The organism is Fibrobacterota bacterium (assembly GCA_019509785.1).
Classification (GTDB): Bacteria; Fibrobacterota; Fibrobacteria; order UBA11236; family UBA11236; genus Chersky-265.
Genome location: JAEKLQ010000024.1, coordinates 99,174 through 122,057, shown reverse-complemented (window position 1 = coordinate 122,057; position 22,884 = coordinate 99,174). Strand labels below are relative to the sequence as shown.

17 protein-coding genes are annotated in these 22,884 nt (G+C 63.3%); 9 read left to right on the top strand and 8 right to left on the bottom strand.

Going from position 1 to position 22,884, the window contains the following annotated elements; all coding sequences use genetic code 11:
• Positions 1 to 2: 2 nt before the first annotated feature.
• Complete coding sequence (locus JF616_03555; GenBank protein ID MBW8886814.1) at positions 3 to 2,243, top strand: T9SS type A sorting domain-containing protein; 2,241 nt, start codon at positions 3 to 5, stop codon at positions 2,241 to 2,243.
• Between the two features lie 41 nt (positions 2,244 to 2,284).
• Here the strand turns inward: JF616_03555 and JF616_03550 are convergent, their stop codons facing one another.
• Together JF616_03550 and JF616_03545 are read right to left on the bottom strand one after the other, a co-directional pair.
• Complete coding sequence (locus JF616_03550; GenBank protein MBW8886813.1) at positions 2,285 to 3,190, bottom strand: glycosyltransferase; 906 nt, start codon at positions 3,188 to 3,190, stop codon at positions 2,285 to 2,287.
• A gap of 11 nt (positions 3,191 to 3,201) precedes the next feature.
• Entirely contained in the window at positions 3,202 to 4,350 is a 1,149-nt protein-coding gene (locus JF616_03545) for a glycosyltransferase (protein ID MBW8886812.1), read from the bottom strand.
• 118 nt (positions 4,351 to 4,468) lie between these two features.
• Between JF616_03545 and JF616_03540 the strand changes: the two genes are divergently transcribed.
• From JF616_03540 to JF616_03530, 3 genes are read left to right on the top strand one after another with little or no spacing between them, the layout of a single operon-like run.
• Positions 4,469 to 5,917, top strand: a complete 1,449-nt coding sequence (locus JF616_03540) for a polysaccharide deacetylase family protein (protein MBW8886811.1) — start codon at positions 4,469 to 4,471, stop codon at positions 5,915 to 5,917.
• 22 nt (positions 5,918 to 5,939) lie between these two features.
• Positions 5,940 to 7,265 carry a hypothetical protein gene (locus JF616_03535; GenBank protein MBW8886810.1) on the top strand — a complete coding sequence of 442 codons (1,326 nt, stop codon included), beginning with the start codon at positions 5,940 to 5,942 and terminating at the stop codon, positions 7,263 to 7,265.
• A 30-nt stretch (positions 7,266 to 7,295) separates the two neighbouring features.
• Positions 7,296 to 8,282, top strand: a complete 987-nt coding sequence (locus JF616_03530; GenBank protein MBW8886809.1) for a hypothetical protein — start codon at positions 7,296 to 7,298, stop codon at positions 8,280 to 8,282.
• Positions 8,283 to 8,310: 28 nt separating this feature from the next.
• Here JF616_03530 and JF616_03525 read toward each other — a convergent pair whose 3' ends face one another.
• The gene (locus JF616_03525) at positions 8,311 to 9,450 is read right to left on the bottom strand and encodes a hypothetical protein (protein MBW8886808.1); all 1,140 of its coding nucleotides are present in this window, start codon (positions 9,448 to 9,450) and stop codon (positions 8,311 to 8,313) included.
• A gap of 73 nt (positions 9,451 to 9,523) precedes the next feature.
• On the opposite strand from JF616_03525, the gene JF616_03520 reads away from it, so the two are divergent.
• Genes JF616_03520 through JF616_03510 form a run of 3 tightly spaced genes read left to right on the top strand, consistent with a single transcriptional unit; the run spans position 9,524 to position 12,055 of the window.
• Positions 9,524 to 10,615 carry a DegT/DnrJ/EryC1/StrS family aminotransferase gene (locus JF616_03520; GenBank protein ID MBW8886807.1) on the top strand — a complete coding sequence of 364 codons (1,092 nt, stop codon included), beginning with the start codon at positions 9,524 to 9,526 and terminating at the stop codon, positions 10,613 to 10,615.
• A 19-nt stretch (positions 10,616 to 10,634) separates the two neighbouring features.
• A complete protein-coding gene (locus tag JF616_03515) occupies positions 10,635 to 11,546 on the top strand; it encodes a Gfo/Idh/MocA family oxidoreductase (GenBank protein MBW8886806.1) in 912 nt (303 codons plus the stop codon).
• A complete protein-coding gene (locus JF616_03510; protein ID MBW8886805.1) occupies positions 11,543 to 12,055 on the top strand; it encodes an N-acetyltransferase in 513 nt (170 codons plus the stop codon). Before JF616_03515 ends, JF616_03510 begins: the two co-directional genes overlap by 4 nt.
• A gap of 16 nt (positions 12,056 to 12,071) precedes the next feature.
• Here JF616_03510 and JF616_03505 read toward each other — a convergent pair whose 3' ends face one another.
• Positions 12,072 to 12,404, bottom strand: a complete 333-nt coding sequence (locus tag JF616_03505) for a hypothetical protein (protein ID MBW8886804.1) — start codon at positions 12,402 to 12,404, stop codon at positions 12,072 to 12,074.
• Between the two features lie 227 nt (positions 12,405 to 12,631).
• Positions 12,632 to 13,804 carry a chitosanase gene (locus JF616_03500; protein MBW8886803.1) on the bottom strand — a complete coding sequence of 391 codons (1,173 nt, stop codon included), beginning with the start codon at positions 13,802 to 13,804 and terminating at the stop codon, positions 12,632 to 12,634.
• A gap of 197 nt (positions 13,805 to 14,001) precedes the next feature.
• Here JF616_03500 and JF616_03495 point away from each other — a divergent pair, with 197 nt between their 5' ends.
• Positions 14,002 to 16,338: a nitrite/sulfite reductase gene (locus JF616_03495; protein MBW8886802.1), complete on the top strand. Its 2,337-nt coding sequence runs from the start codon at positions 14,002 to 14,004 to the stop codon at positions 16,336 to 16,338.
• 15 nt (positions 16,339 to 16,353) lie between these two features.
• Positions 16,354 to 16,935, top strand: a complete 582-nt coding sequence (locus JF616_03490) for a hypothetical protein (protein ID MBW8886801.1) — start codon at positions 16,354 to 16,356, stop codon at positions 16,933 to 16,935.
• A gap of 145 nt (positions 16,936 to 17,080) precedes the next feature.
• Here the strand turns inward: JF616_03490 and JF616_03485 are convergent, their stop codons facing one another.
• The 3 genes from JF616_03485 to JF616_03475 all read right to left on the bottom strand — a co-directional run bounded on the left by JF616_03485 (position 17,081) and on the right by JF616_03475 (position 22,768).
• Positions 17,081 to 18,853 (bottom strand): PQQ-dependent sugar dehydrogenase, encoded by a 1,773-nt coding sequence (locus tag JF616_03485; GenBank protein ID MBW8886800.1) that lies wholly within the window; start codon positions 18,851 to 18,853, stop codon positions 17,081 to 17,083.
• Positions 18,854 to 19,072: 219 nt separating this feature from the next.
• Complete coding sequence (locus tag JF616_03480) at positions 19,073 to 20,836, bottom strand: PQQ-dependent sugar dehydrogenase (GenBank protein ID MBW8886799.1); 1,764 nt, start codon at positions 20,834 to 20,836, stop codon at positions 19,073 to 19,075.
• Positions 20,837 to 20,968: 132 nt separating this feature from the next.
• Positions 20,969 to 22,768 (bottom strand): PQQ-dependent sugar dehydrogenase, encoded by a 1,800-nt coding sequence (locus tag JF616_03475; protein MBW8886798.1) that lies wholly within the window; start codon positions 22,766 to 22,768, stop codon positions 20,969 to 20,971.
• Between the last annotated feature and the right edge of the window lie 116 nt (positions 22,769 to 22,884).

The following is a 22,884-nucleotide window of genomic DNA, read 5'->3' as shown; positions in this document are numbered from 1 at the left end:
ATATGCGCAACGCGATGCTGATCGCCTTGACGATCGTTTCCGCGGCCCGGGCCTATGTTGGCGACTGGACCACCTACACCGCTTTCAGGGACATCCGCGCCTTCGCCTCCGCGAAAGGCTTCCTGTTCACGGCTACGGCCGGCGGCATCCGCAAACTCAATCCCTCCACCCGGGCCGAGTCCGCCTACCGCAACCATGAGGGGCTGCGGGACGTGGGCATCAACGCCTTGGCGACGAGTCCCGAGGGGGACGTGTTCGCGGCTTCGGAACTCGGCTTCCTATACCAGTACAACTGGGGATCCGATTCCTGGGAAGTCTTGGAAGCCGGCTACAAGGGGGCGGGATGGCATTTGAACAAGCGGGCCTTGTTGTACCGCTCCGGCTACCTGGTGGTGGGAAGCGATAAGGGCTTAAGCTTCTACAACGTGAAGAAGCGGGTCGCCGAGGCGAACGTCACCAAGCTGGAAACGGTGTCGGGCATGTCGGTGAACTCCCTCCTCTTCGTGGGGGATACGCTTTTCACGGGCACCAGCTTGGGCATTTTCCGCGCCGTGCTGCATTTCGATCGCCTGCTCACCGATCCGCAAGTCAACATCTTCAATCCCGCGATCTGGACCAAGGTCGTGACGGGGGGCCTCTATTTCGACCCGACCCTGGCGGACGCTCCGCAGGATTCCAATACGGTCGCGGCGGACACCGGCCTCCATCTTCCGCCCGACGCGAACCAGGACCATGCCCATGGCGTCCTGTATTACGGGCCCAAGGGCATCGCGAGCGACTACGACGGCGTGGTCCTGACCGACCCCCCCGCGCGCATTTCCCGCAATCGCTCCACCTTCGAAGTGGACGGCAAGGTTTTCCCCGATACCCTCAATATGGGGACCATCGGCAAGGTCGGCGATCATTGGTACGTAGGCCGCTTCGACTTCATGTATGAATTCTTTCCCCGGGATACGGCCGCCTACGTTGCTCTCGTCAACCCGTTGGGCCTGCCCTACCAGCAGATCACCGCCACGAAGGCCAACCGTTACGGGGTATATGGCTATGCCAACCCCCAGATGTTCAAGCTACGGGGCCAGGAATGGGATACGGCCGGCGGGGCTTTCCAGATCCTGGATGATAATTCGGAATGGACCGGTCGCGGCCTGCATAACTTCGACATACCCGGGCCGGACGAAGTAGTCCTGGGAACTTGGGGATCCGGCATCCGCTACCGCCGGGGCAACGTGACCCTCTCCCTGGACGCCACCAACTCGTGCATGGTTTCATCGGTCGACAAGGATCCGAATTATCCGGCCATCGAGGCCATGGCGGCCTATCGGGATAAGGGGTATTTCTTCACCATCCTAAGGACCAATACGAAATACCAGTTAGTCTACTTCGATCGGGCGACCCGGCAGCTGACCTGCCCGCAGACCGATGAACAGGGCACCCAGCAGGGGCGCGGCCTCCAGGTGGTCGGGGACACCATGCTGGTGGTGGTTACCGATCGGGGATTGGAAGCCTACCGCATCCGTGATCAAGGCGGCAAGGTTTCCGTGGAGCCGGGTAATAGGCTTCCCCATTTGCTTACCTCTCCCTCTCCCACCTTGGCGGGCAGCGCCGATGCCTACGGGAATTTCTGGATCACGACGGAAGGCTCGGATTTGCTCTACGTGAACGACTTGGCGAATCACCCCGACAGCGTGAAAACCTACCATACCCTCGATGGGTTTTCCGGCGTGTCCTGCAAGAACCTGGAGCGCGATCCCAGCGGGCATCTGTGGTCGGGGTGCACGGAAGGCGGCGTCTTCGAGGTGATCCCCGGGAAGGATTCATCGCTGCATACCTTCCGCAAATACGGGCTCAACGATGGCCTGCTTTCCGAGACCATATTCAACCTCTCCGTCAATCCGGATAACGGGGACGTTTGGGTTTCCACGGACAAAGGCATCGCGCGTTACGAAAGCTTTTCGCGTCCCCTGCGCCCCAATCTTTCCGATGTTAAGGCCTATCCCAATCCCTTCCTGCCCAAGCATCGCGTCGTCGTCTTCGACAACCTCGCGGCGGGAAGCGAAGTCCAGGTACTGACGCAAGCGGGCGAGGTGGTTTTCCGGCGTACCCTGTCCAAGGGCGGCGCGGGAGACCAAATCCAATGGGATGGGCGCAACCCGTCGGGCAAACGGGTCACCGAGGGCGTCTACTTCTACGTCGTGAAAACCTCCAAGGAAACCAAGCACGGCAAGCTGATCGTCGCGCGATGAGCCCTCATTGCCGCGCGATCCCATCGTAAAACGATAAACCCTCAGGCCCGCGGCGGTCTTAGGGATCGACGGTACCCGCGCGCATAGCGATTGAAAACCGCATACCGGTAAAGGGCGTAAGGCCAAGGCCAGGCGGGGATGCCCACGACTAATGCGCGGCATAGGGCGTCCAGGATCGGATTGAGGAAGAGCAGGCTCCAGGGAGGCCGCGCCAGGCCGAGCTTGAACTGGGCCGCCAGGTCGGGGTGCTCGGCGACGAGCGTCGGCAGGTTGATCCGGCCGAAGTCCTCCAAGCGCTTGAAATAACCCGCCAGACCCGTAACCGACGGGTGACGGGCCTCGGAGTCGGGCTGGATCCTCAAGGGCACGCCCAGACGGGCGAGCTTGTACGCCAAATCCACGTCCTCGCCGCCCCAACCCTTCAGATCGGTACGGAAACCGCCGGCCCTCAGGAAAACGTCCTTGGAGATCCGGAAGTTTTGCGAGACGAAGTAGGCCGTCGGTACCGGGCCCGGCCGGCGGATCTTACCCATGCCCGAACCCCGGGCCAGGAACCGGCTGAAGCCGCTGGGCGGGGAGGCCTCGTAAGAGATCCTGCCCATCCAGGCAACGGCGGGATCAAGCCCTTCCCAGGCCCGGATGAATCCGGGCTGCGGCCGGCTGTCCCCGTCCAGGAAAACCAGGATCGCGCCGCGGGCCTCTGTCGCCAGGAAGTTGCGGACGCCGCCGCGTCCCAGGTTCGCGGGCGGACGTAAAAGGCGGAACGGGAACGCCTGCGACAATTCCCGCAAGCGCTCGTAAGTGCCGTCATCGGAGACGTCGTCGGCGATGCAAACTTCCCAGACGGGGTTCCCCCGCAGCTCGGAAAAGACGGCGCGGACCACGCCCTCGATGCGGGCGGCTTCGTTGCGGACCGGGATGAGCAGGCTGTATTCGGGTTGGGCCATAACGGGCGGTCTCATCGGAACAAAGCGAGGTAACGCGCTTCTTCGGCTTCCCAGCAGAGATCCGCGGCGGCACGCTCCAAGTTGGCCGCGAAGCCGGCGCGCCAGGCCGGATCCTCGGCCAGGCGCCGCAGGACGGAGGCCAGGGGGACGGGGCCGTAATCTTCCAGGCACACGCCGACGCCGTAGCCTTCGATGATCTTGCGCATCTCGGGTAGGGCGGTGGCGATCACCGGCACGCCCGTCTGGATATATTCGAACAGCTTGCCGGGCAGGGCGAAACGATAACTGGCGGATAAGGGTTCGATCAGGGCCAAGCCCGCCACCGCCTCGCGCGTGAGCGGAACGAGTTCGCGGAAATCGACTTCCCCCAGGAAATGGACCCGGCTTTCGCAGCCCGACTCCCGCGCCAGGGCTTCCAAGGCCGGTCGCAGGCCGCCTCCGCCGACGATGGCCAGATGCAATCCGGGAACGATCCCCAAGGCCCGGATGGAGGCTTCGAGGCCGCGTCCCATTTGCAGGGCGCCCTGGTAAATGAGCAAGGGGATTTCCGGAGCCACCCCGCAGCGGGCATGCAGGCCGGGATACGAGGTATCATCCAAGTTACCTAGGGAATCGTCCGGGGCCGGGCCGCCGCCGGAACGGGCGGGTACGTTGCGTACCGTGGCCACCGGCAGGCCGAATCCGGCGCTCAACCGTTCCGCGATGCTGTCGCAAACCGTGGCCGCCGCCGCAGCCCCGGAGGCGCCCCAACGCTCGAGGAAAAGCCAGACCCCCCTTTTCCATGGCTTACCTCGCAGACTGGGCATTTCGGCGAAGTATTCCATGGAGAAATACACGATGCGCGGCGGCCGTCCTCCCGGCCGGGCGAAGAGCGCATAGGCGCGCGCGGGAATCAGAGCGTACGGATCGATGGCTTCGATATTCTCCGGCCGCATCATCCGCAGGCGGCGCCAGAAGGCGAACATGAGCTTCAGGAAGAAGCGCGGGCCGCCCGAGCTGAAGGGCAGGACCACTCGCACGGCCTCCACCCCGGGAAAGGCGTACATGGGCTCGTTCGGGTCCTTCTCCCAATAAAGCAGACGTACCCGCGGAAAGGCTTTCCGAAGGCTGCCGAGATGGCGGGCGACATGGGGGTAATAGCGCGGCGATTGGGCCGACACCAGGGTGATTTCCCGCGCCGCCGATCCCTTTGCGCCCCGGTTTGCCACGGGCCCAAACTAGGATGGGCCTCCGGAAAAGTCAACGCGCGGGGGCCCCTGGCGGGGCATCGGGTCCGACTTGCTATATTCCCGGCGCATGGCTTCGCCCGATCCCTTGCGGTTCCGCGGCAACCGATCCCATCCCGACCACAACGCCGTCCTCCACTTGGTGCGCACCTACGCGGCGCATCTGGGACTGGGGCTGGTCGAAACGGATGCGGAAGCCGATATCCATTGGGATCGCGAGCCCGTCGGCGAGGCCGCCTGCCTGGTGATCCCGGGCCGGGCCGCCGGCGATAGCGCGCCCGTCTGCGCGCGCAGCCGCGGCGGTTTTCCGGTCCCGCGCACGGCGGCCGGGTCCGGTCAGGCCGCGGCCCGAGGCGATGTCCTGGACGCATGCGGGAACCTCGCCTTGACCCGTTCGGGCGCGATCATCCGTTCCGATTGGGATCTGCTTTCCTTCTGCGCCGACATCCTCTTCCGCCGCGCCGAGCGCTTGCCCGCCTTCGCATCCGCCTCCCGGGAAGCGGTCTTCCGCGAATTGCCGGACCCCGCCTTCGGCCTGGATGCCGAGCCTTGGGTGGATCGCTGGATGTTCCGACTCCTGGGGCTGCTCCCGCGCTTCACGCCTTCCATCGACGCACTTCCCGGCCGCGCGCGCCTGTGGCTCACCCATGATCTCGACAACCTTTCCAAATGGCGCATGCGATCGGTGGCGGGGCAGATCGCCCGCTCGCCGCTGCAGTTGGCCCGGGGCCGTTGGGGCGCGCTGAAGCGCGCCTGGGGCGAAATCGGGACGCGCGCCTTCACGGGCCGCGATCCGTACGATTGCATGGAACGCGTGCATGCAATGGAGGGCCGCCGGCGCTCGGCCAGCTTTTTCCTGGCCAACGGGCGGGACCATCTCATCCATCGTTATGAACTGTCGCGGCCGCGCTACCTTAAGGTGCTGCGCCAATGCCAGGACGCGGGCAAGGACGTGGGCTTGCATGGGCAGGTGCACGTGATCGACGATGCCGCGGGCATCCGCGCGGAGCGCGAAAAAATCTCGCGTTTGGCGGACGCGCCCGTCTTCCTCAACCGTCAACATTACCTGCGCTGGGACGCGGCTTCGACCTTTTCCCATCTCGCGGCCGCGGGGATACGCGTCGATTCCACCCTAGGCTACAACGATACTCCCGGCTTCCGCTGCGGCACGTCCTGGCCTTTCCTCTGGTTCGATTGCGCCGCCGATCGCCCTACCCGGCTTATGGAAGTCCCGCTTATCTTCGCCGAGTTCCAAGCCTACGATCCGCGCACCTGCGAGGTCGAGCCTGCGCGGGCCCTGGCGGGACGCTATCTGGAGGCGGCCTGCCGCCAAGGCGGGGTCTTCACCGTGCTGTTCCATAACGACTACTTCCATGCGGACGAATTCCCCGGCAACGCCGAAGTCTACGCCGATCTGATCGCCCGGGCGGACGGGCGCGGCCTGCCGGACTTCGATCCCCTGGGGACGCATGCGCGTTACGTGGGGGCCGATGCCGGGTGAAGGCGGCGGATCCACCGGCGGCATGCGGTCCCGCGCCGCCGCCGTTGCGGAAATGGTGCCCGCGCGCCCGACGGCTTTGCTGTTCTCCTCCCTGGCGATCGGGCAGGCCCTGAACCTGATCTCCATTTCCGTCTGCTCGGCGGCCCTGGGGCTGGAAGGTTTCGGCCGCTACGGCGTATGCCTGTTGGACTTCACCCTCTTTTCCAACGTCGCCAATCTGGCCTCGCCGGTCACGGGCATCTCCCTGGCCGTGCGGGCGCGTTTTTCGGATCGCGCCTTCGCCCTCATCGCGGGCGCGCGCGGCTGGGCGACCGTGGCCGCCGCGGTGATCTACCTGGCCTTCGAAGCGGCCTTCCGGGATCGGGGAATGCTCCTGACGGCCCTGGCGCTGACGCCGGCCCTGCTCTTCAGCGCCGCGCAATTGGAATGGTGGTCGGTGGCGCGCGGCAAATGGTACGACCTCGTGGTCCATCGCATCCTGGGGGGCGGGGTCACCTTGGCCCTTACCTGGTTCCTGGTGCGGCGCCATCCCACCTTGATCGCCGCCGCCGGGGCCTTCGCGGGCGGGGCCGCGGCGGCATTCGCCTACCTCCTGTTCCGCGCCGCCTCCGGGGGCCGCGGCTTGCGCTGGCCCTGGCCCGGCCCGCGCGGGGCGCGCGTGCGCGCTCTCTGGCAGAGATCCCTGCCGCTCACCCTCGCCTACTCCCTGGAATTCCTGTTCCTGCCCCTCGGCTTCTACGCTTTCCGCGCCGCCAGCGGCGATAGCCCGTTCCTGGGAGCCTATGGCGCGGCCTACCGCGTCATCGTCGGGATCTCCCAATTCGCAGCATCCCTGTTGATGGTTCTCCTGCCGCGCTTGGTGGCGCGGACGGACTCGGCCGTGCCTTCCCTGCGGCGCGCTTTCGACGGCATGGCCCTGGCCTGCGCCGTGCCGCTGGCCGCGGCGCCCTTCCTGGCGCGGCCGCTGTTGTTGATCCTGTTCCGGCATGCGGGTTGGAACGAAGCCACCTTGGGCTACGGGGCATGGGCCTTGTCGGTGATGGGGTTGTCGACCTACTTGCATATCCTGCGCATGCCGCCCATCACCCAGGCCATGGCCGCGGGAAGGACCTGGGAGTACTGCCGGCGCCTGGTGGCGGCGGGCGCGGTCAATGCGCTGGCGGTGGCCGTGGGCAGCCGCTTGGGGCCTCCCGCCTATCTTCCGGCGTGGGCCTTGGGGGCCGATCTGGTCTTCACGGGGGGATGGATGCTTTCCCTCTTCGGGCCGGGCCGGGGGCGTTGGCTGCGTTTGGCCGCCTTGCTGGCCGGCGCGGCGGCCTACTTGGCTTGGGCCGGGCATTGGGCCTGACTCATCTTGCTAGATTAGCCCGGGCCGGCAATGAGCGAATATGCGGAAAAGCTAAGCGTCCAGATGGACTCTTCCCTGGCCGAAGTGCCCGAGGACGCGCCCGTGTTCGGCGCCCGCCGCTGGCTGGAAGCCACCGCCCAAGCGCTTCCCTTCCCCCTGCACATCCTGAAGGCCTATAAGGGCGAGACCTTGGCGGCTTACCTGCCGCTGCAATCGGTCTCGCGCGGATTCCTGCGCAAGGTTTTCGTGCCCATCTTCACCTTCTATGGCGGGCCCTACTTCGTAGGCGAGCGACGCAAATTCTTCAGCGAAGAAACCAAGCAGCGTTACGAGATCCTGCGGGAGATGTTGGCTTTCCTGGAGAAGGAATTCCACTACTGCCTCCTGCTCCCCGACGGGAACGACGCGCGTCCGGCGCTGGATCGCGGTTGGACCTGTACCCCGCGCTATACCCTGCTCAACCGCCTGAAGTCGCCGGATAGCCTGGAGTTCAACCGCGCGGCCATGAAGAACATCCGCAAGGCGGAACGGCTGGGCCTGCGCCTGGGAGAGAGCGGGCCCGGGGACGGTTTCGAAACCGCCTTCACGCGCACCTTCGCCCGCAAGGGGCTGGACATGGCCTGGCAACCCCGCTGGGCCTCGGACCTTCGCAAGGCGCTAAGCGGGAGCGGCCTATTGGACAACGTTTCCGTCGTCACGCCGGAAGGCAAGGAGATCGCCTTCGCCAGCGTGGCGCTGGATCGCCGCAACAGCACGGCCATCCTTTGGTATTCCTGCTCCTTGGAAGAGGCCGATCACGCGGGGGCGATGCACTTCCTCTACCGGGAACTGATGCTGCGCTACCGCGCTGAATTCGACGTTTTCGATCTCTGCGGCGCCGACCATCGCAGCTTGTCCGAGTTCAAGGAAAAGTTCTCCCAGGAACTGGTCGCGCGCCATGCCCTGGAAAAATGGAGTGGCCCGGGAGCGAGGGCCCTCATGGGCGCCTACGCGCGGGCGCGCGCCCTGATACGCTGAAGCCGCGGCCTCGCGCCTTCGATATCGGTCACTCATCGAGCCGGATCTCCGTCAGGAACAATTCCCGTCGCGCCTCCGCCGCGCTGAGCACCCGGCTGCGCAAGGGCCATATCATGGCCGCTTGCGCCGCGCGCCAATCCCGCGTCCGTAAGCTTCGCCCTCCCGGGCCGGTGAGGATGAGGACGGCCCGCGCCATTGGGTAACTCACACGATACCCCAGAGCCTTGAGCCGGGCCGCGTCCGCGCCGAACACGCCGCGGCGGTTCCACCAGCAATCCAACCCGTCGCCGGGGAAAAGGATCGAATACCCGTCGGAGGTCAAGCGCACGCAACTGTCCCGGGACAGGATGGGGCGACGATGCAGGTCGGCGCAGGCGTAGGGAGCGGGCGTATGCGCTCCCAGCAAGGTGTGCCCCAGCTCATGCGCGAAGGCGGAGGCCAGATCCGCCCCGGCCAGGGAGTCGAAGTAAGGGGATTGCCGAAAGGGCACGCAGGCTTCCGTCCACGGCGCGCTCGTATCCCGGCCGTCGCGGCACTTCCCGGCCGCGCCGAAATGGGGCAGGGCGGGGTCGAAGATCCAAGCGAAGTCCAGCCATGCCATGCGCATTCCCCGCCAATCGATGCCCTTCACCGCCCAGCGCCCGTTCTCCAGCAAGATGATGCAATGCTCCCATTCCGCGCAACGCGCCCCGTTCGGCCGTCGGTTCTCCGCCTTGCGACCGCAGTCCCCGTCGGGAAGCGCCCATTCGTCGGGGGTGAAGGCCCGGCCGCCCGCGTCGGTAAAGCCCGACATGCGGTAGGGGCCGAACCGCACGATGAGGTTGGCTTCGGATTCGCGCTGGACCAGGCGGAAACGCATATCCGGCAATACGCTGGCCCACAGCAGCAGCCCCAGGCGGATGGCGCGGGCGATTTCGCCTGCGGCTAAGCGGCGGCCGAACTTATCCACCGGCCAACTCGCGAAGGTGGCGGTGTCCTCGTCGTAGTCGACGAACACCTTCAGATCGGAGATCGCGGCGCGGGCCAGATCGATATTGGGCCGGGGCAGGGCGTCGAAGGGCGGCGTGGAGGCGCTAGGCCGGGCCGAGAGGATCAAAACCAGGGCGCACGACCATGCCGCAGCGGCCAGGCGCGGACGATGTGAATCCTTGAGCGGAAAGCGGTCCATGGCCGTCCCATTTTTTGTACTTATTTGCGGGCCCCGCGGCTAGCGGGTCGCGGCGGAAGCTGATGGGAAAGTAATGGAATTTTGCGATCTGAAGGCGCAATACCAGGCCTATAAGGCGGAAATCGACGCCGCCATCCAAGGCGTGCTGGATTCCTCCGCCTTCATCAACGGGCCGCAAGTGAAGGCCTTGGAGACGGAGCTCGCTACCTATGCCGGGGTTCCCCATGTGCTGGCCTGCGCCAACGGGACCGACGCCCTCCACGTCGCCCTCCTGGCCCTGGGAGCGGGGCCTGGGGACGAAATCATCGTTCCCGACTTCACCTTTTTCGCGACCGCGGAGGCGGTCGCCCTGACCGGGGCGACCCCCGTTTTCGTCGACATCGATCCCGAAACCTACAATGTCACCCCGTCCACCCTCGCCGACAAGATCACGGCCCGCACCCGGGGTATCATCCCCGTTTCCCTATTCGGCCAGATGCCGGATCTGGAAGCGATCGAGAGCCTGGCGCGGCAGCGGGGCCTGTGGGTGATGGAGGATGCCGCCCAATCCTTCGGCGCCAGCTTTCGCGGCAAGCGCTCCGCATCCTTCACGGAGATCGCCGCTACCTCGTTTTTCCCTTCCAAGCCTCTCGGTTGCTACGGGGACGGCGGCGCCCTTTTCGTCCGGGACGCGGGGATGGCGGAGCGGTTGCGGGCCTTGCTCAACCATGGTTCGCTCCGTCGTTACCGCCACGAGTCGGTGGGGATGAACAGCCGGCTGGACAGCTTGCAGGCCGCGGTGCTGCGCGTGAAGTTGCGCCATTTCGATGCCGAGTTGGGCCATCGGCAGCGCGCCGCGGCACGTTACACCGATCGCCTTCGCGATCGCGCGCGGGTTCCCGTGGTGCGGGAAGGCCACGCGTCCGCCTGGGCCCAATACACCCTGCGCGTGCCCGATCGCGATCGGGTGCAGGCCCGCCTGGCGGCCAAAGGCATCCCCACCGCCGTCCATTACCCCATTCCCCTGCATGCCCAACCCGCCTTCGCCCATCTCAAGATCGGCGACGACGCCTGCCCGGTCGCGACGCAAGCGGCGCGCGAAGTGTTATCCTTGCCCATGCACGGCATGTTGGCCGAGTCCCAGATCGCCGCGGTCTGCCTCGCGCTGGAAGAGGTATTGCCATGATGCCGGAAGAGGTACTGCGATGATCCGCCTCGCAATCATCGGATTAGGGGTGATGGGCAAGAACCATTACCGCGTCGCGAAGCTGATCCCCGGGGTGCAGGTGGCCGCGCTCTGCGACGCGCAGCCTGCGGAAGCCTATCCCGAACCCTTGTTCCGCGACGTGGACGCGCTCCTCGCCGGGGCGCAAGTGGATGCCGCCATCGTGGCCGTCCCGTCTTTCCTGCACGCATCCATCGCGCGCAAGTGCCTGGATAAAGGCCTGGCCGTGCTGGTGGAAAAGCCCCTGGCCTCCACCGCCGAGGAAGGCAAGGCCTTGCTCGCGGCCGCGCGGGCCCCGGGCGCCAAGCTCGCGGTGGGCCATACGGAACGCTTCAATCCCGTGGTGGGCGCCCTGATCCGCGAGCTCGCCGGCAAGGAATTGTTCAGCATCCAGATCACGCGCGTGGGCCCCTTCCCTCCGCGCATCGCCGACGTGGGAGTGCTGACCGACTTGTCCGTGCACGACATCGATCTCATCCGCTACATCTCGAAGCGGGAAATCCTGTCGGCCTCCATCCATAAATCCAAGAAGATCCACGACCACCACGAGGACAACGCCATCCTCTCCTTTTCCCTGGAACGGGATCTGATAGCGGGCATCGCCACCAATTGGCTCACCCCGTTCAAGAAGCGGAAGATCGAAGTCGCCACCGCCGACGCCTATTACGAGGCCAACCTGATGACGCAGGAGCTCGTCGAGTATTCCGCCTACACGCTGAACAACGCCTTCATCCATCGCGATTGCTTCGTGCCCAAGGCCGAACCCCTGCTGAGCCAGGACGCGGCCTTCTTCCATTACGTCCGTACCGGCGAGGCGGGCGAACTGGCCCTGGCCGCCGACGGTTTGCGCGCCTTGGAAATCATCCAGGATCATCCGAAAGGCCGAGCATGAGCTCCCACCTTCCCGGCGTCTTCATCCATCCATCCGCCCACGTGTCGCCCGAGTCCGAAATCGGTGACGGCACCAAGGTTTGGATCAACGTCCAGATCCGGGAGCACGCCCGCATCGGCGCGAACTGCGTCCTGTCCAAGGACGTCTACGTCGATCACTCCGTCGTCATCGGGGATCGCTGCAAAATCCAGAACGGGGTCGCCGTCTACCACGGCGTCACCCTCGGGAACGACGTGTTCGTGGGCCCCAACGCCGTCTTTACCAACGACCGCGTCCCGCGGGCTTTCAACAAGGATTGGCAGATCACGCCCACCGTGGTCAAGGAAGGCGCCAGCATCGGGGCCAACGCCACCATCATTTGTGGTATCGAACTGGGGGAATTTTGCATGGTGGCGGCGGGCTCGGTGGTCACCAAGGACGTGCCGCCCTATACCTTGGTCAGGGGCAATCCCGCCCGGCCCGTCGGCCGGATCGATCGCCTGGGGAATCGCGTCGGAGCGCCGGGCTAAGCGCCCGGGTTCCCGCTCAAGACACTCCGGGCAGATCCAAGAGGCTGATGTCTACGCCCGGAAGGTGATGATGCGCCTCCCGGCCTACCGTGCGCATCACGTACTCCAGCGTATCCTGATCCAAATCGACCATGTAAGCGCACAGCACGGCGCCCAGGAGCAGGATGTAGGTCAAGCGCTTGTGGGTATTGATGGCGCGCCGCATATGCGAAGCCCGGCCATGATGCTTGGGTACGATCACCATCGATTGCGGAAGCCTGCGCACCGTGCGGTTCCTGGAGGCGTTGCGCGCCAGCTTGCGCGCCATGCGGCGCGCCGTCATGATTCTTTCTTCTTCGATCTCGTCCATCTTCCTTGATTCCCTGCGCGCCCCGCGAACCGTCCGTCCGCGTATGCCAAGGAAAGGCGCTGACCCATTGTAGGGGAGAAATCCGCTTCTTTCAAATCGGTGCAGGTCAAATGATCGCAAGTTCGGGCGCAAATTGCGCGAGCCCCCCGAAAACCTCCAACCCCATCCGCCGTGTAGGCCTTGCGCGGCGGCGCCGGCAGGGGGACGGAATGTTCCAGGCGGCGGACCTACATGGGTTCCGGCGCCCACCAGTTGCCCGACAAGAGCAACATGGAAAGCATGGTCAGGGCATCTCCGTAGTAGCTGGCAGGACGGCCCAGCGACTTCCATCCCGCGGCCAGGTATTCCCCGGCCTCCGGATCGGCCATGCAGCCTGCCAGGAAGGTCGCGGTGAAGACGGGGGAGGACTTCTGCGCCAGAGGGGTCCCGTCCAAGGCATAGCCGGCCTGGATAGCCTCCGGGTCGCCGCCGGTGGCCGCGCGCAGCCAGCGGGAGGTTTTTAAAAGGGCGGCGCCGGCTTCTTTCGATCCAGTATGGGCGAGGTCGGCGGCCAAGCGTAAAGGCACACGGCAAGCGTTCCAGGAATAGGCCCCGTCGTGCTGCCGCTCCAGGAAATTGGAGGGTGCCGGCCGGGGCGGATCCCCGACCACGAAGTCGGGCATGAGACCGGTGGCCGGGGCGTGACTGCGCGTGAGATCGGCGATGAGCGCGTAAGCGACGGACCGGGCCTTGAGCCACGTATCGTCCCCGGTGGCGAGGTGGAAGGCCTGGAAATGCCCGGTCATCCAATCCGAAGGGCGGGTGTTCAACCCGTTCTTGTCCCAATCCCCCAGCAGGGTGCGATGCCCGGGACCCAGATTGCTGGCCTTCAGGCCTTTATCGATGAGGGTGCGCGCCTTGCCGAGATAGTCAACCCCGCGAGCCGCGGCCGAACCCTCCGAGCCCCATTGGACGTGGGCCAGGAGCAAGGCGTACGCGATATCCATATCGCCGTCGGTGGCGGAATCGTTGGCGAGGGGGCCTTCATCTTCGGGAACCAGCCACGACATGAGCTCGCCGTTGCTGCGGCTGCGATGGTGATCGAAAAAATTGCAGAAGCCATCGAAGCGCGCGCGCGCCTCCGGATCGTGCCCGGCCATCAGGGCCAGGATGATCATGCCGTACCCATGGGCTTCGGAAATGGTCTTGTACTGGCCGCCTTGGTAGCCATCGGGCCGGTCGATATACCATCCGCCCCCCGGCGTGCCGCCGCTGGAAGCCCGGAAATAGCGTTCCCGGTAATAGCGATAGAAGGATTCGGTATCCGCGTTCAGCTCCGCTTGGGAAATGCCCTCCGGCTTGCCGCAGCCAGGATAGGAAAGGGATTGCGGAAAGGGGCGCTTGCAAGGGGTAGAGGCCATGCCCATTGGTAGTAGGATTTCCCTTCGGGGTTGCTGAAACCATACTAGAGGAGTATGTTTTTAGAACTCAATAATACCCTCTGAAATGCGAAAATAGAGCATTTTTGTGAGGCGAGCGCAATCAGACTGGCATTTGACCCCTTTAAACCCAGTCCGGAACTAGGAATTACCAGGAGGGTTTTTATATTTCCCCCTCTATGAAAGCCTTAGACCTCGTTTCTTCGCCCGCCGCCGCTTATTGGAAACAACTCCTGTCCGACCGCGTCAATCCGAAATGGCGCGAGGACATCGACAATTTCGAGACCGATATCGTGCTCAAGAAGCGCGGGAAGATCGAAGACAAGCTCTTCGCGGAAACGCGGCTGCGCATGGGCGCCTATGGCCAGCGCTACGATAACGGGCATCGCCACGACGGCAACGAGAGCCGTACCATCCCTTTCCCGACCGATCTCAACAAAGGTCCCGAAACCAAGTGGGACGCGCCCGGGATGGAGCGCATCAAGCTGCCTTGGGGCGGCATGACCGCGCAGCAGCTCGAGGTCATCGCCGAACTGGCCGAGGAATATTCGGATTCGATCCTGCACGTCACCACGCGCCAGGACATCCAGCTCCATTACATCCACATCGAGAATTGCCCGTCCATGTTCCGTCGTTTGGCCGCGGTGGGCATCACCACCCGCGAAGCCTGCGGCAATTCCGTGCGTAACGTGACCGCCTGCCCCATCGCCGGCGTCTGCCGCGACGAGGCCTTCGACATCACCGGCTACGCCAATGCCGTATTCGCCTACCTGCTCGGCCATCCGGACGTGCAGGACTTCGGCCGCAAGTTCAAGATCGCGCTTTCGGGCTGCAAGCATAATCCCTGCGGCCTCACCAACATCCACGACCTGGGTCTTATCGCCGCCGTACGGCGCCAGCCGGACGGATCGATCAAGCGCGGCTTCGAGTTCTACGTGGGCGGCGGCCTGGGCGCGGTCACCTACGACGCCAAGCTCTTCACCGATTTCGTCGCCGAAGACGAAGTGTTGGCCCTGACCCAGGCCACCTGCCGCGTGTTCGCGCGCCTGGGCGAGAAGAAGAAGCGCCATCGCGCCCGCATCAAGTTCCTGGTGGCCGACATGGGCATCGACAAGTTCCGCGAGGCCGTGCTCGAAGAGCGCGCCAAGCTCCCCGCCGATCCGCGCTGGACGGATTTCCTGGCCACCCTGCCCAAGTTCGACGAGAAGGCCGCCCGGCCCGCCGGCAAAGGCATCCCCAAGACCAACGACGCCGCCTTCGACTTCTGGTGCCTGACCAACGTCTATCCCCAGAAGCAGGACGGCTTCGCGACGGTAACCGTTACGTTACCCATGGGGGACATCACCAGCAACCAGGCCCGCGGCCTGGCGAGCATCGCCCGCAAGTACATCCAGGACACTATGCGTACCACGGTGGAGCAGAACATCGTGCTGCGCTTCGTAAGCGAATCCGACCTTTACGATTTGTACAAGGATCTCGCGACGATCGATTTGCACCAGGCCGGCGCGGCGTCCATCGTGGACATCACCGCCTGCCCCGGCACCGACACCTGCAAGCTGGGCGTCTCCAGCTCCCGCGGCCTGGCCGCCGAGCTGCGCACCCGCCTGGCCACCAAGTTCGTGCAGATGGACGAGGCGGTCCGCAATCTCCGCATCAAGGTTTCCGGCTGCTTCAACTCCTGCGGCCAGCAGCACATCGCCGATATCGGTTTCTTCGGCATCAGCCGCAACGTGGGCGGATACATCGTGCCGCATTTCCAGATGGTGCTGGGCGGCCAGTTCGCCAATAACGGCGGAACCTACGGCCTGGCCGTGGGCGGCATCGCCTCCAAGGCCATCCCCGCCGCCATCGACAAGCTCCTGGACCTTTACCTGACGCGCAAGAACAAGGGCGAGACCTTCCGCGCCTGGGTCGAACGCACCGGCAAGGCCGTCATCATGCAAAGCCTGGGCGACGTGACCGCGGTGCCCGCATACGATGCGGACAAGTCCTTCTATACCGACTGGGGCAGCGTGCGCGAGTACAACGTGAAGGACAAGGGGATCGGGGAATGCGCCGGCGAGGTGGTTTCCCTGACCGACTTCGGCCTCAAGGCCGCCGATCGCGAGGTGTTCGAGGCCCAGCTAAAGTTCGATACCGGGGACTGGCAGACCGGCGCGGCATTGGCCTACAAGGCCATGGTGTACGCCGCCCAGGGCCTGGTCAAGATGTACAACATCGACGTTCCGGACGATCCCGAAAAGGTGATGGCGGAATGGAAGGAGCGCTTCTACGATACGCAGAAGTTCTTCGACCCTTTCGCGGGCCCGCGCTTCGCGCAGTTCTACATCCACGCCCACGAGCAACGCGGCGCCCAGCTCGATAAGGAAAAAGCCTCGCGCCTCTTGCAGGAGGCGCTCCTCTTCATCGAAGCCGCGCACAGTTGCAATCTGCGCCTGTCCATGGGCATCGAGAAGGGCAAGGACGGCATCGCGGCGGACATCAAGGCGGCCGGCGCGAAGCCGGCCAAGGCGTAAGGGAAAAGAAAGCACATGGCGTACGCGATGGATTTGCAATACCTGAATTGGAAAGTCTACCTGGAGAACCCCGCGGAGGCCGAGCCCCACGAGTGGTTCAAGGTCCTCAACGGTTGGATCCCGGATTCCCCCGAAGTCTTCGTGGACGTGGCCGATTACCAGCACGTGCAAGACGGGCCGGTGGTGATCCTGGTGGGCCATTACCTGAACCTCTCCCTGGACCATACCGGCCGGCGCCTGGGGCTCTTGTACGACTACAAGCACCCCATGGAGGGAAGCAACGAGGAGAAGCTGAAGTCCGGCCTCTTGGGCCTGCTTCGTGCCGCCAAGCGCCTGGAAGACGAGTCCGGCTTCGGGAAGAAGCCGAAGTTCAAGGCCGGGGAGCTGCGCTTCATCGTGAATAGCCGGGCCGTGGCGCCCAACAGCGCGGAGACGCTGGATGCGGTGAAACCGGAGCTGGCCAAGGTGCTGGCGCGGGCCTTTGGCGAAGGCGCATTTGCCATCGAGCATATCGCGGATCCTCGCCAACGCTTCATGGTACAGGTTAAGGCCACGGGGAACCCCAGCCTGGCCGACTTGATCCAGCGCTTAGCTTGAATCGGCGCCTAGTCTAGACCCGGGTTCAGCCGGTTCGCGAGGGTCTAATAGCCCCCATTAAGTTAGGGCGCTGAAAAACAGAAGGCCTGCCCCAAGGGAGCAGGCCTTCTTCGTTTCCAGGGCGCCGCGGGCGCGGCATCGGCGCTTAAAAGAGCGAGAGGGTGTGGGATACCTCGCCCACCGGCGTAACCACTTTCGCCAAGTACAAGCCCGCCTGGAGGCCGGCTTCGGCGCGGATGGCGGAGATGCGATAGGTCTGCGGGCCGTGCCCGTTCCGCACCCACACCCGTTTTCCGGCCATGTTGTACAGGGAAACCGCGTGATCGTTGGTTTCGCCCACCGTGATGGCCTGGGGATCGATCCAGATCTTCTGGTACGGGCTCACCGGCTTTTGCGAACCGATGGAGGTCACGCAACTGCCGGTGTAGGTCACCCGAACCACTCCCGGATTTGTGGCCGTACCGTAATCGCCATCGTAATTGGTGATGTACAGCGCTCCATCCTTCCCGTATTTGGCCCCGATGAAATTGCGGATCGGGACATTGGCGAAAATCCCGGCCTTCAGATCGGTGGGGGTACCGAGGGGCTTGAAGGGATCCTTGGTGGTATCCACGGTGACCGCCCAGATGCCCCAGGGGGCCCCGCTGCGCCCGAACCCGGCGATGATCCATTTGTTGTCGAAATGGGGCGGGAACTTGTTGGGGTACTTAATGGTCGGATCGTAGCTGTAGATGGGGCCGCCGATGGCCACGTTGATCAGGTTGTTGATGGTGCCGGGGATGGCGGGCGGCAGGGTGTCGGCACCGCCGTGGAAGGGCGAGTTGTTGACCGGAGCGTTCACGTTCTTCCCATGGTTGCAAGTCGCGAGGTTGTTGTTATGGAAATACGGGAAGCCGGAAAAGATGGGGTGGTTGGTGATGTTGAATTCATCGTTGTTGCTGGCGTAGTTCACCGTGCCCCAGCCCAGCCACCGTTTGGTGGGATGCACCGTGATGGAAAAATTGCTGCGCTCGCCTTTGACGTAGATTTCCGGCAATACCTTGTTCGGGTCACGGTATACGGTGGCCAAGGCGGTCCGGCCTTGTTGCTCGAACTTGTCGGCCCAGTACTCCCCGAAATTGCCGCGGGGCACGGAGTATCCCTTATCGGAGCTGTCGGGATGGATGCGGAGGAAGCTGCCGCGCATGTTATGGGTGTCCGAAGGCCCCCACTCCGCGCTGGCGGTGCTGTCGGTCTTGGAAAGCACGTTGTTGCCCGCATCGCAGGAGGTCGGATCCAGATCGGGGCTGTTGTTGCCGACCCCGAACCACATATCGCCATAAGAGTCGAAAGTCATCGGCCCGCCGCAATGCCACATATCGGACTTGCTGCCCAGGATCTTGATGATGTTCTTCTCGCTGGACATGTCCAGGGTGTTGTCCGATTTCACTGTGAAACGGGACATGCGCATCTGCCGGTTCTGGCCGCCCGTCGTCACGTTGTCCCGTTGATAGAGCTGCTTGGCGGTATACCAGAGGTAGACCCAACGGTTATTTTCGAAATCGGGGTGGAAGACGACGCCCATCAGGCCGTTATCGTCCTGGGAACCCTCCCCCGCGTGGACGGAGATGGTGCCCATCAGGCTCACCTTCTTCGCGACCCCGTCGTACCATTTCACCGCGCCCGTGCGTTCCACGAAGATGATGTCGGAATGGTCGTAGCTGCCGTCGGCCTTGTTCACCACGCGGATATCGGCCCGGGTGGGTTCGGAAAGGGTGGGATCGGCGGCGGCGCCATTGGTCCCCTTCCGGTTGAATAGCTCTTCGGCTTTGAAATCGGAGGCGGAAAGCGCGGAGCATCCCGGATAGGTCAATTGCGCCCAAAGCGGAAAGGCGGTGGCGCAGCCTAGCATCAGCCAAGCGGTTCTAATTGGATGCATTTCGATCCCCTGACGAAAAAATGGAGAAAAGGGGCACTCGTTTATGCATTCCCGGGCGCCCCACCCCTGTCTAATTCCCTAGAATATCGCAAAATGACGAAACTGACTCGTGCCCTCTGGAAGAATATGCATTCCTCTGTGTAGCGCGTATTTCGGTGATTCCTGGCCGCCCCAAGCCAAGGCCCCCCTTACGCGGAGGGGAGCCAGGGGACCCTTCCATCAGAACAGGGAGAGTCGGCGCGAGTATTCCCCTGCCGAAGTGCGTACGCGAGCCAGGTAGAGACCCGGTTTAAGGGACGCTTGGGAGCGGAGCTCGTTGAGGCGGTATTCATGCGCGCCCACGCCTTGGTCCTTCCAAACCCGATGCCCGGCCAAATCGTAAAGCGAAACGGTATGCGGCCCTTCCTCGCCGACCATGATCCCGTGCGGATCGATCCAGATCTTCTGGTACGGTTTCACCGAGGTGACCGCGGGATCGGGCCCTACCGGGATTTTGCATGCGCCCTTATAGGTCACCCGTACCACGCCGGGATTGATGGCGCTGTGGTAGTAGCCGTCGTAGTTGAGGATGTAGAGCGCCCCGTCCTTGCCGTACATCGATTGGATATGGTTGCGGATGGGAACGCCGCTGAAGATGCCGTTATCCACCTTGGTCGGCGTGCCGCTCACCTTCATGGTGGTCGTGTCGAAGGTGGCGATCCACATTCCCCCGTTGAACCCGGTTACGATCCACTTGTTGTCCAGGTGGGGGGGCATCTTGCCGTCGTAGTCGATCGACCTATCGAAATGGTAGATCGGCCCGCCGATGGCCACGTTGGTCAAGCCGACGATGGAGCCCGCGATGGCCGGCGGCAAGGTATCCACGCCGCTGTTGAACGGCGAATTGTTGACGGGCGCATCCACGTTCTTCCCATTGGTGCAGGTGGGCTGGTTGTCCCGATGGAAATACGGGAAGCCGGAGAAGATGGGGTGATCGGTGATGTTGAATTCATCATTGGTGCTGGCGTAATTGACCGTGCCCCAGGCCAGCCACCGCTTATACGGATGGACCGCGCAGGAAAAATTGCTGCGCTCGCCTTTCACGTAGACTTCCGGCAGGACCTTGGCGGGATCGCGGTACTTGGCAGCCAGGGCCGTATGCCCTTTCTGTTCGAAGTAGTTGCCCCAGTACTCGCCGAAATTGCCCTTGGGAATGGAGTAGCCTTTGGCCGAGCTATCGGGATGGATGCGCCAGAAGCCGCCGCGGAAGCTGGCGGTGTTGGACGGTCCCCATTCGGCGCTGGTGGTGCTGTCGGTTTTGGACATGACGTTGTTGCCGGCGCTGCACGCGGTGGGATCGAGATCGGGGCTATTGTTGCCCATGGTCCCCCACAAATCGCCGTAAGCGTCGAATTGCATGGGGCCGCCGCTATGCCATTGATCCGATTTGCTGCCCAGGATCTTGATGAGGATCTTTTCGCTGGTCAGGTCCAGGGTGTTATCCGATTTCACCACGAAGCGGGACAAACGGAGCTGGCGGTTTTGACCGGTCCCGGTCATGGTCTGATCGACGGTCGCCAAGGGGCTGTACCACAGATAGACCCACCGGTTCTTCTCGAAGTCCGGATGGAAGACCACGCCCATGAGGCCGTTATCGTCTTCCGAGCCGGCTATGGCATGGACGCTGATATGCCCCATCAGGGTCACCTTCTTGGCTGCGCCGTCGTACCATTTCACGTTGCCGGTCCGCTCGACGAAGATGATGTCGCTATGATCGTATTTGCCGTCCGCCCCTTTCACCACGCGTACGTCCATATGGGTGGGCTCGGACAGGTCGGCGTTGGCCGCGGCGCCCGAGGTGCCGTTCTTATTGAACAACTCTTGGGCCGAAAAATCGGTCGCGGACAAGGTATTCCCCGTGCAGAGAGGAGAAGTGAATTGCGCGCCTACCGGCAGCGCGAACGCGGCCGCCAACGCGAATTTAGGACTAATCCGGATGTGCATAACCCCCCCCGAGGTATTTAGGCGCGGAACGCCTGTATTACTATAAGGCCCTTCTGCGCACCAGGCAACAGGTCCTAGGAGAAAATGAAGGTGAAATGGAGGCTTTGGCCCTCTTTAGGCGTTGTAACTCCCTTAGAATACCGAGATGCGCCGGGAGACCTCCCCGGCCGGGGTGTTCACCCGGGCCATATACAATCCCGGCCGCAAGGACGCTTGGGCGCGGATAAGGCTTAGCCGGTATACCTTCGGTCCCATGTCTTGATCGTTCCAGACCCGGTGCCCGTTGAGGTCGTACAAGGCAACCACGTGGGGGCCCGCTTCCTTGATGGTGATGCCGAGCGGGTCGATCCAGATGCTTTGATAGGGGGCTTCCATTTTCCGGGCCAGGGAAACGGGATTGCAACTTCCCTTGTAAATGACGCGCACCACGCCGGGATTGAAGGTGTCCGTCGTATACCTGTTTCCATCGTAATTCAGGATGTATAGGGCGCCGTCTTTTCCGTACTTCATGCATGATGCATTGCGGAAAGAACCTTTGATATTGCTGAACAAGCCGCCGGTGGCGTCCATCTTGGGCGGGGTTCCTCCCAGGGATTGGAAAGGCTGCTTGGTATCGTCCACCGTAATGCCCCAGACCCCGCCATAGAACCCGGTCACGATCCACTTGTTGTCGAAATGCGGGGGGAATTTCCCCGCGTAATCCACGGAAGGGTCGAAACTATAGATCGGCCCGCCGATGGCGACGTTCACCAGGTTGTTCAAGGTGCCGGGGACGGCGGGCGGCAGCACCTTCACGCCGCCGTTAAGGGCCGAGGTGTTGGTCGCGCTGTCCGGGTTCTTTCCGTGGTTGCAGGTGGGATCGTTCTTGGCCATGAAGTAGGGGAAACCGCTGAAGATGGGATGATCGGTGATGTTGAATTCGTCTTGCACGGTATTGTAATTCACCGTGCCCCAGGCCAGCCAACGTTTGGTGGGATGCACCGCGCAGGAGAAATTGCTCCTCTCCCCTTTCACGTACACTTCGGGCAGTACCTTGGAGGTATCGCGGTATTGGGCGACCAGAGAGGCGGCCCTGCCCTGCTGTTCGAATTTGTCCGCCCAGTATTGGCCGAAGTTGCCGCTGGGGATGGTGTACCCCTTGGGAGCGGAATCATCGGGGTGGATACGGATGAAACCCCCGCGCATGCTGTGCGTATCGGATGACGACCATTCCGCGCTGGCGGAGCTATCGGTCTGGGACAGTACGCTGCGACCCGAGTCACAGGCGCTTACAGTCAAATCCTGGCTGTTGTTGCCGATGGCAATCCAGAGATCGCCGTAGGCGTCGAATTGCATGGGGCCTCCGCTATGCCATTTATCGGTGGTGTTGCCCAGGATTTTTATGAGGATCTTCTGGCTGGCGGTGTCCACGGTATTGTCCGGCTTTACGGTGAGGCGGGCCAGGCGCAATTGCCGGTTCGAGAGAGGGCCCCCCGGAGTCACGTTGTCCCGTTGATAGGTCTGCTTGGGGCTGTACCACACGTAAATCCATTTATTGGTGTCGAAATGGGGATCGAAGGCGACGCCCATCAAACCGTTATCGTCTTCCAGATGGGCGAGATCGTCGGCATGGACGCTGAAATGGGCCATCACCTTCACCGTCTTCGCCACCCCGTCGTACCACTTCAGGTTCCCCATCCGCTCCGTGAAGATGATATCGGTATGATCGTATTTGCCGGCGGTGAATACGGCGTGCACGTCCATCCCTACGGGCTCGGAGATGCCGGCATCCTTGGCGATCCCGGTGCCGCCTTTTTTATTGAATAGTTCGGTGGCCTCGAAATCGCTCGCGCTGAGCGTGGTGGTAGGGCATAGCGGCGATGTCCAATTCGTTTGGGCTTGCAAGGGGAGCGCGGCGGAGAAAGCGAGCCAAGGAAAAAATTTATTGGTCATGGTTTCTCCCGAAAGCGATTCCGATTTCCGATATTGCCGCGTTCTCCGACAGCCGCACCCAGGGGCGGACGGTGTCGAGGGATGAATAACGATACTTCTACGGGCCATGGACGGCC